The organism is Streptomyces sp. NPDC088785, assembly GCF_044750685.1.
Classification (GTDB): domain Bacteria; phylum Actinomycetota; class Actinomycetes; order Streptomycetales; family Streptomycetaceae; genus Streptomyces.
The window spans coordinates 490,636-503,807 of the sequence record NZ_JBIVKH010000004.1 but is presented as its reverse complement, the minus strand read 5'-3'; the positions used below and the strand labels follow the sequence as shown (position 1 = coordinate 503,807).

The following is a 13,172-nucleotide window of genomic DNA, read 5'->3' as shown; positions in this document are numbered from 1 at the left end:
GCGTCGGGGGCCTGGTGGGAGCGGACCTATGTGCGGGAGTTCCCGGCGCCGACGCGGTTGAGGTAGATCCGTCCGGCGGTGCGCGCGAACACGTCCTCGTCGTGGCCCCCGACCAGCTCCACCGCCGTGTCGACGACCTGCCGGTAGGTCGCGGCGAGGGTGCACACCGGCCAGTCGGAGCCGAACAGGACGCGCGGGGCGCCGAAGGCGTCCAGGACCGTGTCGGCGTAGGGGCGCAGGGTGTCGGCGGTCCAGGTGGCCGGGTCGGCCTCGGTGGCCAGGCCGGAGAGTTTGCAAGCGGTGTTCGGCAGCGCCGCGAGCGCGCGGATCCGGGCCCGCCAGGGGTCGAGGCGCCCGGCCGCGATCTCCGGTTTGCCCGCGTGGTCGAGGACGAAGGTGAGGTCCGGGTGCTCGGTGGCGGCCCGGACGCAGGCGGGCAGCTGGTGGGCCCGCACCAGGAGGTCGCAGACGAGTCCGGCGTCGGCGACCGCGGCGAGGCCGCGCCGTACGTCGGGCCGCAGCAGCCAGCCGGGGTCCGGCTCGCCCTGCACCGGGTGGCGGATGCCCACCAGGCGGTCGCCGCCGGGGAGTCCGCGCAGCCGGGCCAGCTCCTCGGCGATGTCGGGCCGGGTGAGGTCGGTCCAGCCGACGACGGCCGCGACGAGCTCGCCGCCCGCGGCCAGCGCCAGCAGCTCGGGGGTCTCCTCGGCGACCGGCACCGTCTGCACGAGGACGCTCGCCGCGACGCCCGCGGCGCGGGCCTGCGGCAGCAGCTCGCCGAGGGTGAAGTCGCGGCGGATGGGGGCGAGTTCGGGGCCGGTGATCCAGTCCTGGTCGCGTACGGCGAGGTCCCACACGTGGTGGTGGGCGTCGACGGTCCCGGTCATGGCAGCTCCCAGACGACCGGCAGGCCGGCGTCCGCGCCCTCGGCGGAGTAGTCGTGGACCACGTCGAGGAGTTCGCCCATGCGGGCCTGCCAGGCGATGTTCACCGGCAGCCGGTCCAGGGCGGCCAGCAGGCGGGCGTAGTCGGCGCAGTCCAGGACGTGGAAGAGGTCGGTGCCGCTGCGCCAGATCGTCCATCGCTCGGCGCCCGCCGCGCGGATCGCGGCGACGAGTTCGGCGGGGACCTCGCGGTGGGCGGCCTCGTACGCGGCGACGCGGTCGGCGCGGACCGTGGTGTGCAGGGCGACTCTCACGCGGGCCGCTCCTCTCCTGGGGGCGTGGGGGTGGGTACGGCGGCGGGGAGCAGGTGTGCGGCGCGGGCCTCCTGCCAGAACGCGGCGGGCACCGGGGCGGTGAACTGGCGTACGGTGTCGGCGACTTCGGCGGCGGAGCGGGTGCCCACGAGGACGCCGGTGACGGCCTCGTGCCCGTACGGGAAGGCGAGGGCGGCCGCCCGCAGGGTGATGCCGTGGCGCCGGGCGAGGTCCTGCCAGGCCAGGGCCCGCTCCACGGCGTCGGCCGGGGCGAGGGCGTAGTCGAAGGTGGCGCCGGGCCCCGGGTCGGCGAGCAGCCCCGAGTTGAAGACGCCGCCGACGACGACGGACACGCCGCGCTCGGCGGCGGCGGGCAGCAGCGCGGGCAGGGCCCGCTGGTCGAGGAGGCTGTAGCGGCCCGCGCAGAGCACCACGTCGACGTCGGTGTCCCGCACGAACCGGGTGAGCATCGCGGCCTGGTTCATGCCCGCGCCGATGGCGCCGACGAGGCCCTCGGCACGCATCCGCTCCAGTTCCGGGTAGGCCTCGCCGAAGGCCTGCCGGGCGTGGTCGTCGGGGTCGTGGAGGCAGACCACGTCGATCCGGTCGAGGCCGAGCCGCTCCAGGCTGTCCTCCAGGGAGCGGCGCACGCCCGCCGCGCTGAAGTCCCAGACGCGGCGGTGCGCGGCGGGGGTCGCGAAGCCGGCGGCGCTGTCGTCGGCGGCGCCCGCGCGGGCGGCGGGCTCCAGGATGCGGCCGACCTTCGTGGACAGGGTGTACGAGCCGGGCGGGCGGGTGCGCAGGAAGGCGCCGACGCGGCGCTCGGACAGGCCGACGCCGTAGTGCGGCGCGGTGTCGAAGTAGCGGACGCCGGCGTCCCAGGCGGCGGCGAGCGCGGCGTGCGCCTCGTCGTCGCCGACCGGCGTGTACAGGTTGCCGATCGCGGCGGCGCCGAACCCGAGGCCGGTCACGGGGACGCGGGTGCGGCCCAGGGTGCGGGTGCGCATCGGGGTCACTGTCCCGCCGGGCGCAGCCGCAGTCCCTGCATGCCGCCGTCGACGGCGAGGGCGGTGCCGGTGGTGGCGCCGGAGAGCGGGCTGGCCAGGTAGGCGACGGCGCCCGCGACCTCGTCGGCCGAGACCAGGCGGCCGGTGGGCTGGCGCGCTTCGAGGGCGGCGCGTTCGGCGGCCGGGTCGTCGGCCTTGTCGAGGAGGCGGCCGATCCACGGGGTGTCGGCGGTGCCCGGGTTGACGCAGTTGACGCGGATGCCCTCGCGTATGTGGTCGGCGGCCATGGCGAGGGTGAGGGAGTACACGGCGCCCTTGGAGGCGGCGTACAGGGCGCGTTGCGGCAGGCCGGCGGTGGCGGCGATGGAGCAGGTGTTGACGACGGCGGCGTGCGCGGAGGCGCGCAGCGCGGGCAGGGCGGCGCGGGTGACGCGGACCATGCCGAGGACGTTGACGTCCAGGACGCGGTGCCATTCGGCGTCGTCGTTGTCGGCGACGGTGCCCTGGGCGCCGATGCCCGCGTTGTTGACGAGGATGTCGAGCCCGCCGAGGTCGGTGACGGCGGCGGCCACGGCGGCCCGTACGGTCTCGTCGTCGGTGACGTCGGCGGCGTACCCGCGCAGCGGCTCGCCGACGGTGGTGATGTCGCGGTCGAGGACGGCGACCTCGGCGCCGCGGGCGAGGAGGAGTTCGGCGGTGGCGCGGCCGAGGCCGAAGGCGCCGCCGGTGACGAGGGCCCGGCGGCCGGTGAAGTCCTTGAGGGGGGCGCTCATGCGGCGGCTCCGTTCGGGTGGGGGGCGTGCTGCCCGGCGCGGTCGCGGACCCAGAACGCGCCGTCGGGGAAGGTGTATTCGGCGATGGACTCGGCCCGCATGGTGGCGGAGAAGCCGGGTGCGGCGGGTGCCGTGTAGTGGCCGCCGGCCATGACGACCGGGTCGACGAAGTGGTCGTGGAGGTGGTCGACGTACTCGATGACGCGGTCGTCGGTGGTGCCGGACAGGGCGACGTAGTCGAACATCGACAGGTGCTGGACGAGTTCGCACAGGCCGACGCCGCCGGCGTGCGGGCAGACGGGGATGCCGAACTCCGCGGCGAGCAGCAGGATCGCCAGGTTCTCGTTGACGCCGCCGACGCGGGCCGCGTCGATCTGCACGATGTCGAGGGCGCCGGCCTGGAGGAGCTGTTTGAAGACGATGCGGTTCTGGACGTGTTCGCCGGTGGCGACCTTGACCGGGGCGATCGCGCGGCGGATGGCGGCGTGGCCGAGGACGTCGTCGGGGCTGGTGGGTTCCTCGACCCAGTAGGGGTCGAACTCGGCGAGCGCGCGGGTCCATTCGATGGCCTCGTCGACGTTCCAGCGCTGGTTGGCGTCGATGGCCACGCGGATGCCGGGGCCGACGGCCCGGCGTGCGGTGCGGCAGCGGCGGATGTCGTCGGCGAGGTCGGCACCGACCTTCAGTTTGATCTGGGTGAAGCCCTCGGCGACGGCCTCGCGGGCGAGCCGGTCGAGTTTGTCGTCGCTGTAGCCGAGCCAGCCGGGGGACGTGGTGTAGCCGGGGTAGCCGTGGGCGAGGAGGTCCGCCGCCCGGCCGGTGGCGCCCTGGCGGCCGGCGCGGAGCAGTTCCAGGGCGCGCCGGGGGGTGAGGGCGTCGGCGATGTAGCGGAAGTCGACCTGGGAGACCAGCCACTCGGGGTCGGCGTCGCAGAGCAGCCGCCACAGCGGCTTGCCCGCGCGTTTGGCCGTGAGGTCCCACACCGCGTTGACGACGGCGCCGATCGCCATGTGCATCACGCCCTTCTCCGGTCCCAGCCAGCGCAGTTGGCTGTCGCCGACGAGGTCGCGGTGGAGGGTGCCGGGGTCGGCGCACAGCTCGTCGACCGGGCGGCCGACGACGTGGTGGCGCAGGCTGCGGATGGCGGCGACCTGGACGTCGTTGCCGCGGCCGATGGTGAAGGTGAAGCCGTGCCCCTCGTGGCCGTCGGCGGCGTCGGTGCGCAGCACGACGTAGGCGGCGGAGTAGTCGGGGTCGGGGTTCATGGCGTCGGAGCCGTCGAGTTCCCGGGAGGTCGGGAAGCGGATGTCGAAGGTGTCGACGGCGGTGACCGTGGGGACGCGGGCGGTGGTCGGTGGCACGGAGGGCCTTTCGGGGTGCGGGGGCGGGGATCAGTCCTGGGCCCGGCCGGACGTGAGACGGGCGATGATCAGCGCGAGCAGGATGATTCCGCCGTAGATGGCGTCGATCCAGAAGGACTGCACCTGCGCCATGGTCAGCATGTTCTTGACGACACCGAGCAGCAGGATGCCGGTGAGGGCGCCGAGCAGGGATCCCTTGCCGCCGTCGAGGCTGATGCCGCCGATGACGGCCGCGGCGAAGACGGTGAAGATCCAGTTGTTGCCCTGGTTGGCGCCGATGGCTCCCACGTAGCCGGTCTGCATGATGCCGCCGACGGCGGCGAGCGCGCCGGCCAGCACGAAGACGCCGAGCATGACGCGGTCGACGCGGATCCCGGCGGCGCGGGCCGCCTCCCGGTTGCCGCCGATCGCGTACAGGGAGCGGCCCCAGCGGTGGTACTTGAGCAGCAGTCCGGCCACGAGGTAGCAGGCGCCGGCCACCCAGACGGACAGCGGGATCCTCAGGAACGTGGTGGTGGCCAGGGTGAAGAACGGGTCGGGCAGGCCGAAGAGGGTCTTGCCCTTGGTGGCGCCGACGAGCAGGCCGCGCAGGATGATGAGCATGGCGAGGGTGACGATGAAGGCGTTGAGCCGGAGCTTCACCACCAGGACGCCGTTGACGGCGCCGATGGCCGCGCCGACGACGAGGATCGCGGGGATCGCCAGCCAGGCGGGGAACTCGGTGCCGAAGCCGGACCGCGCCGCGGGCAGGAGCAGCAGGGCGCCGACCGCGGGGGCGATGCCGACGACGGATTCGAGGGAGAGGTCGAACTTTCCGCTGATCAGGACGAGGGACTCGGCGAGCACCACCATCGACATGGCGGCCGACGCGCTGAGGATGGAGATGAGGTTCGCCTCGGTGAAGAAGGCGTCGTTCAGGACCGAGCCCAGGACGAGCATCAGGATCAGGGCGGGGACCAGGGCGAGTTCGCGGGCCCGGCGCAGCAGCGCGGTGCGCGGCGTGCCGCCCGGGCTCGCGGAGCGGCCCCGGCCGGCCGGGGCCGTCGGGGCGTGGGTGTCGGCCACGGCGGGTTCCTTCCCTGCGGGGCGTGGGGCGGGGGCCGGGGCGGCGCCCCGGGGTCCGAGGTCAGTCACGGCCCACCCCTTCGATGGAGGCGATGAGTGCGTGGTCGGACCAGCCGGCCGCGTGCTCGGCGACGACGCGGCCGTGGAAGAGCACGAGCACCCGGTCGCAGCGGCGCAGGTCGTCGAGTTCGTCGGAGACCACGAGGACGGCGGTGCCGTCGTCGCGGGCGCTGTCGACGCGGCGCAGCAGCGACTCCTTGGACTTCACGTCGACGCCGGCGGTGGGGTTGATGAGGACGAGGAGGTGCGGGTCGGAGGCGAGGGCGCGGGCCATGACGACCTTCTGGGCGTTGCCGCCGGACAGGTCGGAGACGGGCTGGTCGGGGCCTTCGGTGTGGATGTCGAGGCGGTCGATCAGGTCGCGGGCGACGCCGCGCCGGCGGTCGGTGCCGATGAATCCGCCCCGGCCCAGGCGGCCGAGGACGGACAGGGTGGCGTTGTCCCCGACGGTCATGCCGGTGACGAGGCCCTGGCCGTGCCGGTCGCGGGGGACGCAGCCCACTCCGGCGGCGAGGGCGGCCGGGACGTCGCCGAACGGCAGCTCGGCGCCGTCGAGCCGGGCGGTGCCCGCGGTCGGGGTGTGCAGTCCGGCCAGGGACTCGGCGAGCGCTATCTTGCCGCTGCCGCTGGATCCGGCGAGGCCGACGACCTCGCCGCGGCGCACGGTCAGGTCGACGCCGGTGTACGTGTCCGAGGTGAGCCCCTCGACGGAGAGGACCACCGGGGCGTCCACGCCGTCCTGTTCGACGACGGCCTCCGCGGCGGCGGCCGCCTGCTCGGCGACCGTCTCCCCGGCCATGGCCTCCACCAGGGCGGGGCGCGGCAGTTCGGCGACGGGTGCGGTGGTGATCCAGCGGGCGTCGCGCAGCACGGTGACCGTCTGGCACACCTCGTAGACCTCTTGCAGGTGGTGGGAGATGAACAGGAAGGTGACGCCGGAGTCCTGGAGGGCGCGCATGCGGGCGAAGAGCCGCTCGATCTCCCTGTTGTCGAGCTGTGCGGTGGGCTCGTCGAGGACGATGAACCGGGCGCCGCCGCTCAATGCCCGGGCGATCTCGACCATCTGCCGGTCCTCGACCCTGAGGTCGGCGGTGCGCGCGTCGGGGTCGACGGGGATGTCCCAGGTCCGCAGCAGCCGTTCGGCCTCGGTCCGCAGCCGCTTCCAGCTGAAGAAGCCGTGCCGGGACTCGGGCTGCCGGTTGATGAACAGGTTCTCGGCGACGGTCAGTTCGGGGACGACGGTGGGCTTCTGGTAGACGCAGGCCACCTTGGCCCGCCAGGCCGTGCGGTCCGCGAGCGGGGGCGCGGGCTCGCCGTCGAACAACAGGGTTCCCGCGTCCGGTGCCTGAAGGCCCGTCAGGACGGTGACGAGGGTGGACTTTCCGGCGCCGTTGCGGCCGACCAGCGCGTGGGACTCGCCGGCGCGCACGGTCAGCCGGCCGTCGGCGAGGGCGACCGTGGGCCCGTACCGTTTGGTGATGCCGCTCGCCTCGACCAGCGGCGCGGTGGAAGCCGTCATGTGACCGTGTTCCCCCACAGCTCGGGGTCGTCGACGTTCTTCTTGGTGACCAGCGGGGCGGGCAGCTGGTCCTCCAGGGTGCCGTTCGGCAGTTCGACGATCGTGGAGCCGTGATCGGTCGGCCCGGGCCGGAACGTCTTCCCGCGCATCGCCGCCCTGATGTAGTACATGCCGTACTTGGCGTAGGCGTCGGCGGGCTGGGAGACGGTGGCGTCGATCTGGCCCTTGCGGATGGCGTCGAACTCCTGCGGGATGCCGTCGTTGGACACGATCGCGATGTGCCCGTCCGTGCCCGCCTTCTTCAGCAGGCCCTTGGACTTGAGTGTCTGAAGGGTGGGCGCGAGGTAGACGCCGCCCGCCTGGAGGTAGATGCCCTTGATGTCGGGGTTGGCGTTGAGGAGGGTGTCGAGCTTGGAGGCGGCGGTGTCCGACTCCCACTTGGCGGGGATCTCCAGGACCTTCAGCTTCGGGTACTTCTTCCTGACGCAGTCGCGGAACGCCTTGGACCGGTCGCGGCCGTTGACCGACGCCAGGTCCCCCATGATCTGCACGACCTTGCCGGAGGTGACCTGTCCGCCGAGGTAGTCGCAGGCCTTGTCGCCGTACGCGACGTTGTCGGCGCGCACGACCATGGCGACCTTGCCCTTCTCTGGCGCGACGTCCACGGCGACGACGGGGACGCCCTTGCGCTCGGCCTGGTCGAGTCCGGCGGCGATGGCGGCGCTGTCCAGCGGGGCGACGACGAGCCCCTTGACGCCCTGGTTGAGCTGGTTGCCGATGTCGGTGATCTGCTGCGAGGGGTCGCTGTTGGAGTTCACCGTCTTGAGCGCGTCGACCTTCTCGGCCTTCGCCATCTTCGGCACGTAGTCGTTGTACGACTGCCAGAACGGCGAGGTCAGGAGCGGCAGGATCACGCCGACCCGGCCCGTGCCGTCGCCGCCCGCCCCGCCGGAGCCCGCCGCGTCGTCCTTCGTGCTGCCGCAGGCGCTCAGGGCGAGGGCGACGCAGCCCGCGACGGCCGCCGCGCGCAGGGTCCGCCCGCTCGGTCCGCGGGCGGCTCTCGAACTCTTCGTGCCTTTCGTGGTGCCAGTCATCGGACCGCTCCTCGGCTCCGGAGGTCAGGGGGGACCGGCCGGTTCCTGCCCGTCCAGACACCGGCCGCGCCCAGAGATTTATCAGACCACTTCGCTCCCCCAACACCCTCCGGCGGCATTTTTCTCGGCTTTCCGCCCCCCAGAGTCGCGGAAAGGTCGGACCACCTCGGTAGTGGTCGTACCACTGGGCTGGTTAGACTGCGCGGCATCCGGCAGCGGACCCTGCGTGGGAGGACGACGTCATCGTGGAGCGGACCGCACCCCAGCGGGGCACTGTCACCGACCGGGCCATCGAGCAGATCAAGGCGATGATCGGCGGCGGCCGCCTGGAGCCGGGCCAGCGGCTGCCCACGGAGCGCGATCTGGCGACGCGGCTGGGCATCTCGCGCTCGTCGATGCGGGAGGCGATCCGGGCGCTGACCGTGCTCGGCGTCCTGGAGGCGCGGCACGGCTCCGGCATCTACGTCACCCAGCTGGAGGCCGGCGACCTGCTGGAGACCTTCGGGGTCGTCGCCGACCTGTCGCGCGGGCCGCAGCTCGTCGAACTCCTGGAGGTGCGGCGGGTCCTGGAGTCGACGGCCACCGCGCTCGCCGCCGCCCGCATCACCGCGTCCCAGCTCGCCGAGGTGGAGGAACACCTGGCGGCGATGGAGGCCACCGACGACCCCGAGGAGATCCTCTCCCACGACCTGGCCTTCCACCGGGCCATCGTGGCGGCGGCCGGGAACGGGACGATGGCGGCGATCCTGGAGGGGCTGTCGTCACGGACGTTCCGGGCGCGGGTGTGGCGGGGCTACCAGGAGGAGGGCGCGTTCGAGCGGACCCGGCGGGAGCACTCCCGGATCCACCGGGCACTGGTGGCGCGCGACCCCGAGGCGGCGCGGGCCGCCGCCGCGGCGCACGTGGGCGAGGTGGAGGCCTGGTTGCGGGGTCGACTGGGCTGATCCCGGCGACGCGCCCTAGCCCCGATCCTCCCCCGGCGCCGCCGCGGCCAGCGCGGCCAGCATCAGGTCCAGCGCGGTCTCGAACGAACTCCCCGCCATCGACGGCAACTCCGCGCGCACGGCGGCGAGATGCGGATGCCCGGCGGCGGACAGCTCCGTGTACACCCCGGCCCACGCCCGGTCGTCGGCCTCCCGCCGCTCCACCGGCAGGGCCAGGTGCGCGGCGTCCAGCGCGGCGTGCCCCAGCACCGTGTCCACGAACGCCGCGTAGTGCCGGACGGCGTCGGCGCCCGCGAACCCGGCTCGCCGCAGCAGCCCGATCCCGGCGTCCACGGCCCGGAACTCGTGCGCCCGCCGGGTCACCCGGTACGCGGCGAGCGCGGCGACCCGGGGCTGTTCCCGGTATCCCCGGTGGATCCGCAGCGCCATCTCGCGCAGCGCGTCCCGCCACGGCAGGGCGTCGGGCTCGAACCCGGCCATCGCGTCGCCGATGATCCGGTCGGCGACGGCCAGCAGCAGATCGTCGGTGTTGTGGAAGTACCGGTACAGCGCGCTCGGGTCGCAGCCCAGAGCGGCGCCGAGGCGCCGCACGCTCAGCGCGTCGGGCCCGTGCTGCCCGACGAGCCGGAGCGCGCAGTCGACGATCACCTCCTCGGACAGCAGCACGCCCGACCTGGTCGGTCTGCGTCGGCGTCGTTCCGTGGGAATCCGCCCGTCAGCCATGGTGTGCGCCCCTTCCTCCCGGTCCCGCTCCCGGCCCCGCCGGCCTTATGTCAACACCATTGACGCAACGTTGACAAGGCCGGTTTGATCGCAGCCTCCTCCCACACCTCCCGTTCTCCGGTCCCAGGAGTCTGTCCATGAGAAGTGAACCGCCAGGCCTGCGTCGTTCCCTCGGTGTCGTCGACGGTGTCGCCATCGCGGCCTCCAGCACCGCGGCCACCACGAGCATCGGCATCGGCATGGGCTCGCTCGCCGCGACCGTGGGTCTCCAGGCGCCGGCGATCCTGCTCGTCGCGTTCGTGCCGATCCTCGGCATCGCCACCGCGTACGCCCGGCTGAACCGGGTCGAGCGGAACATGGGCAGCGGCTATGTGTGGGTCGGCCGCTCGCTCGGTCCCTGGCTGGGGTTCCTCACCGGCTGGGTCACGCTGGTCGGCACCCTGATCTTCATGGCGTACACGAGCGCGGTGACCGGCTCGGTGTTCCTCCAGTTCGCGAACAAGGCCCACCTGGACGCGGTGGGCGGCCTGCGGCTCGACCCGAATTCGACGGCGCTGTCCACCGTCGTCGGCCTGGTCGTCCTGACGGCGGTGACGGTCACGGCGGTCACCGGGGTGCGCAAGGCGACGCGGCTCCAGGCGTGGCTGCTCGTCTTCGAGTACGCGGTGCTGCTGGGCTTCTGCGGCTGGGCGCTGGTCACCGGCTCGCACGGCTTCTCGTGGGCGTGGCTGAACCCGTTCGCCGTGCACGACGGCACCGGGTTCGCCCAGGGGCTGGTCCTCGCGGTGTTCTTCTTCTGGGGCTGGGACGCGGCGTTCAGCGTCACCGAGGAGACCACGGACGTACGGGACGCGGGGCGCGGCGGCTTCATCGCCCTGTTCACGATGCTGGCGCTGTTCCTGTACGGGTCCGTGGCCTTCCAGCGCGAGATGTCGCTGCCCGAGCTGATGGAGCAGGGCCCGCAGGCGCTCACCTATCTCGGCGCGAAGCTCGCGGACGAGCCGTGGGCCGGCCTGCCGCTGCTGGCGCTGCTGTTCTCGGCGGTGGCGTCGTTGCAGTCCAGCGTCATCCCGACGGCCCGGGGCCTGCTGGCGATGGGCCGGGACCGCACGATGGGGCAGGTGTGGACGAGGATCAGCCCGCGCTACGGCTCCCCCGCGATCGGCACGGTCCTCGTCACGGCGGTCTCGGCGGCCGTGGCCCTGCTGGCGCTGGCCATCCCGAAGCTGAACGAGATGATCCTCGCGGCCGTGAACTCCATCGGTCTCGTGGTCGCCCTGTGCTACGGGCTCACCGCCCTCGCGTGTGCGGTGCGGTTCCGCGGGATGCTGGGCACGGCGCCGCGCGAGGCGCTGCGGGCGGTCGTCGCGCCCGGCCTGAGCGGGATCGCGCTGCTGGGCATCGGCCTCTATCTCGGGCGCGACTACGCGACGATGAGCGACCACTTCGCGCTCAGCCCGGACAACGGCTGGTTCATGCTGTCGGTGCCCGCGGCGATCCTGCTGTCGGGGCTCGCGATGGCGGCCGTCGCCAAGTACCACCGCCGCTCGCCCTACTTCGTCACCGGCCGGGGCACCGACGCCGACGCCGTCCCGCTGGCCGCGACCGAGACCCCGTAGCACCCGCGTGGCACCCGCGACGCGCGAGACCCCTGGAACCCGTACCGAAGCAAGGAGTTGCCGCACATGCCCGACCCCACCACCACCGCCGATCTCGTTCTCACCGGCGGCCCGGTCCACACGGGCGCGCCCGCCCGGTCCCGGGCGACCTCCGTGGCCGTGCGCGGCGAGCGCGTCGTGGCCGTCGGGCACGACGAGGTGCGCGAGCTGATCGGCCCGCGCACCGAGGTCGTCGAGCTGGCCGGCAAGCTGCTGGTCCCGGGCTTCCAGGACGCGCACGCGCACCCCGTCGGGGGCGGCCTGGAGATGGGGCAGTGCGACCTGAGCGGGGCGACGACCCTGCCCGAGTACCGGGAGACGATCACCGCATACGCCCGTGCGCACGGCGACGCCGAGTGGATCACCGGGGGCGGCTGGGCGATGGAGGCGTTCCCGGGCGGCCTGCCGACCGCCGCCGAGCTGGACGCCCTCGTCCCCGACCGGCCGGTCTACCTGGTGAACCGGGACCACCACGGCGCCTGGGTCAATTCCCGGGCCCTGGAGCGGGCCGGCCTCGACGCCCGTACCCCCGATCCCGTCGACGGCCGGATCGAGCGGCATCCCGACGGCAGCCCGACGGGCATGCTCCAGGAGGGGGCCGCGAACCTGGTCGGCCGGCTGGTGCCGGCCGTCACCCGGGAGGAGCGGGTCGCCGGGCTGCTGCGCGCCCAGGCGCTCCTGCACTCGCTGGGCGTCACCGCCTGGCAGGACGCCCTCCTCGGCGAGCACGCCAACCTCAGCGACCCCACGGACGCGTATCTGGCGTGCGCCGACGACGGCACCCTGACCGCGCGGGTCGTCGGCGCCCTGTGGTGGGACCGGGCGCGTGGCACCGAGCAGATCGAGGAGCTGCTGGCCCGGCGCGTCGCGGGCACCCGGGGGCGGCTCCGCTCGACGACCGTGAAGATCATGCAGGACGGGGTCGCCGAGAACGGCACGGCCGCGCTGCTCGGCCCGTACCTGGACGGCTGCGGGTGCGTGTCCGACAACAGCGGGATCAGCTTCGTCCCGCCGGAGGACCTGAAGAAGTACGTCACCGAGCTCGACGCCCACGGCTTCCAGGTGCACTTCCACGCGCTGGGCGACCGCGCCGTGCGCGAGGCGCTGGACGCGGTGGAGGCGGCCCGGCGGGCCAACGGGTGGACCGGCACCCGGCCGCACCTCGCCCATCTCCAGGTGGTGCACCCGGACGACGTCGGCCGGTTCCGGGCGCTGGGCGCGACGGCGAACATCCAGCCGCTGTGGGCGGCGCACGAGCCGCAGATGGACGACCTGACCATCCCGTTCCTGGGCGCGGAGCGGGCCGGGTGGCAGTACCCGTTCGGGGCGCTGCTGCGGTCGGGGGCGACGCTCGCGGCGGGCAGCGACTGGCCGGTGAGCAGCCCGGACCCGCTCCAGGGCATCCATGTGGCGGTGAACCGGGTGGCGCCGGACGCGCCCGCCGGGACGCCGGTCTTCCTGCCCGGGGAGCGGATCGGCCTGCTGGACGCGCTCACCGCGTACACGGCGGGCAGCGCGTACGTGAACCACCTCGACCACGAGACGGGCACGGTCGCCGAGGGGTTCCTGGCGGATCTGGTGGTGCTCGACCGCGATCCGTTCGCGGGGCCGCCCGAGGAGATCGGCGCGACGAGGGTGGAGCAGACCTTCGTAGGGGGCCGGCGGGTCTTCGGCTGAGGTGCGGGCCGGGCGCCGGCGGGGCCCGGCAAGACGCGCGCCCGCGCCCCTCGTCGTCGGGGGGTGCGGGCGTGGGCGTGCGTCCCGGGGCGG

Annotated in this window: 12 protein-coding genes; 3 read left to right on the top strand and 9 right to left on the bottom strand. The window is 73.8% G+C overall.

All coding sequences use genetic code 11. The annotated features are described in order from the left end of the window. Positions 1-26 precede the first annotated feature (26 nt). From ACIP5K_RS16225 to ACIP5K_RS16190, 8 genes are all read right to left on the bottom strand, one after another. On the bottom strand, positions 27-887 hold the full coding sequence (locus ACIP5K_RS16225; protein WP_401409881.1) for an amidohydrolase family protein: 861 nt from the start codon (positions 885-887) through the stop codon (positions 27-29). Continuing rightward, positions 884-1,198, bottom strand: coding sequence for an L-rhamnose mutarotase (locus ACIP5K_RS16220; protein WP_401409880.1), 315 nt, complete (start codon positions 1,196-1,198; stop codon positions 884-886). Before ACIP5K_RS16220 ends, ACIP5K_RS16225 begins: the two co-directional genes overlap by 4 nt. Continuing rightward, complete coding sequence (locus ACIP5K_RS16215) at positions 1,195-2,205, bottom strand: aldo/keto reductase (RefSeq protein WP_401409879.1); 1,011 nt, start codon at positions 2,203-2,205, stop codon at positions 1,195-1,197. Before ACIP5K_RS16215 ends, ACIP5K_RS16220 begins: the two co-directional genes overlap by 4 nt. A gap of 5 nt (positions 2,206-2,210) precedes the next feature. Further along, the gene (locus ACIP5K_RS16210; RefSeq protein ID WP_401409877.1) at positions 2,211-2,978 is read right to left on the bottom strand and encodes an SDR family NAD(P)-dependent oxidoreductase; all 768 of its coding nucleotides are present in this window, start codon (positions 2,976-2,978) and stop codon (positions 2,211-2,213) included. Continuing rightward, on the bottom strand, positions 2,975-4,339 hold the full coding sequence (locus ACIP5K_RS16205; protein WP_401409875.1) for an L-fuconate dehydratase: 1,365 nt from the start codon (positions 4,337-4,339) through the stop codon (positions 2,975-2,977). Before ACIP5K_RS16205 ends, ACIP5K_RS16210 begins: the two co-directional genes overlap by 4 nt. Positions 4,340-4,369: 30 nt before the next feature. Further along, positions 4,370-5,404, bottom strand: a complete 1,035-nt coding sequence (locus tag ACIP5K_RS16200; RefSeq protein WP_401409873.1) for an ABC transporter permease — start codon at positions 5,402-5,404, stop codon at positions 4,370-4,372. Between the two features lie 61 nt (positions 5,405-5,465). Then, entirely contained in the window at positions 5,466-6,983 is a 1,518-nt protein-coding gene (locus tag ACIP5K_RS16195; RefSeq protein WP_401409872.1) for a sugar ABC transporter ATP-binding protein, read from the bottom strand. Continuing rightward, a complete protein-coding gene (locus ACIP5K_RS16190; protein ID WP_401409870.1) occupies positions 6,980-8,077 on the bottom strand; it encodes a sugar ABC transporter substrate-binding protein in 1,098 nt (365 codons plus the stop codon). Before ACIP5K_RS16190 ends, ACIP5K_RS16195 begins: the two co-directional genes overlap by 4 nt. Positions 8,078-8,322: 245 nt before the next feature. Here ACIP5K_RS16190 and ACIP5K_RS16185 point away from each other — a divergent pair, with 245 nt between their 5' ends. Then, positions 8,323-9,021: a FadR/GntR family transcriptional regulator gene (locus ACIP5K_RS16185; RefSeq protein ID WP_401409869.1), complete on the top strand. Its 699-nt coding sequence runs from the start codon at positions 8,323-8,325 to the stop codon at positions 9,019-9,021. Between the two features lie 15 nt (positions 9,022-9,036). Here ACIP5K_RS16185 and ACIP5K_RS16180 read toward each other — a convergent pair whose 3' ends face one another. Beyond that, positions 9,037-9,744: a TetR/AcrR family transcriptional regulator gene (locus tag ACIP5K_RS16180; RefSeq protein WP_401409868.1), complete on the bottom strand. Its 708-nt coding sequence runs from the start codon at positions 9,742-9,744 to the stop codon at positions 9,037-9,039. A 137-nt stretch (positions 9,745-9,881) separates the two neighbouring features. Between ACIP5K_RS16180 and ACIP5K_RS16175 the strand changes: the two genes are divergently transcribed. Together ACIP5K_RS16175 and ACIP5K_RS16170 are read left to right on the top strand one after the other, a co-directional pair. Continuing rightward, entirely contained in the window at positions 9,882-11,363 is a 1,482-nt protein-coding gene (locus ACIP5K_RS16175; protein ID WP_401409866.1) for an APC family permease, read from the top strand. Positions 11,364-11,429: 66 nt separating this feature from the next. Continuing rightward, a complete protein-coding gene (locus tag ACIP5K_RS16170; protein WP_401409865.1) occupies positions 11,430-13,079 on the top strand; it encodes an amidohydrolase in 1,650 nt (549 codons plus the stop codon). Positions 13,080-13,172: the final 93 nt, after the last annotated feature.

Coding starts and splice junctions, on each gene's coding strand:
- ACIP5K_RS16215 (WP_401409879.1), bottom strand. CDS start 2,205: ATGCGCACCCGCACCCTGGGCCGCACCCGCGTCCCCGTGACCGGCCTC.
- ACIP5K_RS16170 (WP_401409865.1), top strand. CDS start 11,430: ATGCCCGACCCCACCACCACCGCCGATCTCGTTCTCACCGGCGGCCCG.
- ACIP5K_RS16195 (WP_401409872.1), bottom strand. CDS start 6,983: ATGACGGCTTCCACCGCGCCGCTGGTCGAGGCGAGCGGCATCACCAAA.
- ACIP5K_RS16225 (WP_401409881.1), bottom strand. CDS start 887: ATGACCGGGACCGTCGACGCCCACCACCACGTGTGGGACCTCGCCGTA.
- ACIP5K_RS16180 (WP_401409868.1), bottom strand. CDS start 9,744: ATGGCTGACGGGCGGATTCCCACGGAACGACGCCGACGCAGACCGACC.
- ACIP5K_RS16175 (WP_401409866.1), top strand. CDS start 9,882: ATGAGAAGTGAACCGCCAGGCCTGCGTCGTTCCCTCGGTGTCGTCGAC.
- ACIP5K_RS16190 (WP_401409870.1), bottom strand. CDS start 8,077: ATGACTGGCACCACGAAAGGCACGAAGAGTTCGAGAGCCGCCCGCGGA.
- ACIP5K_RS16210 (WP_401409877.1), bottom strand. CDS start 2,978: ATGAGCGCCCCCCTCAAGGACTTCACCGGCCGCCGGGCCCTCGTCACC.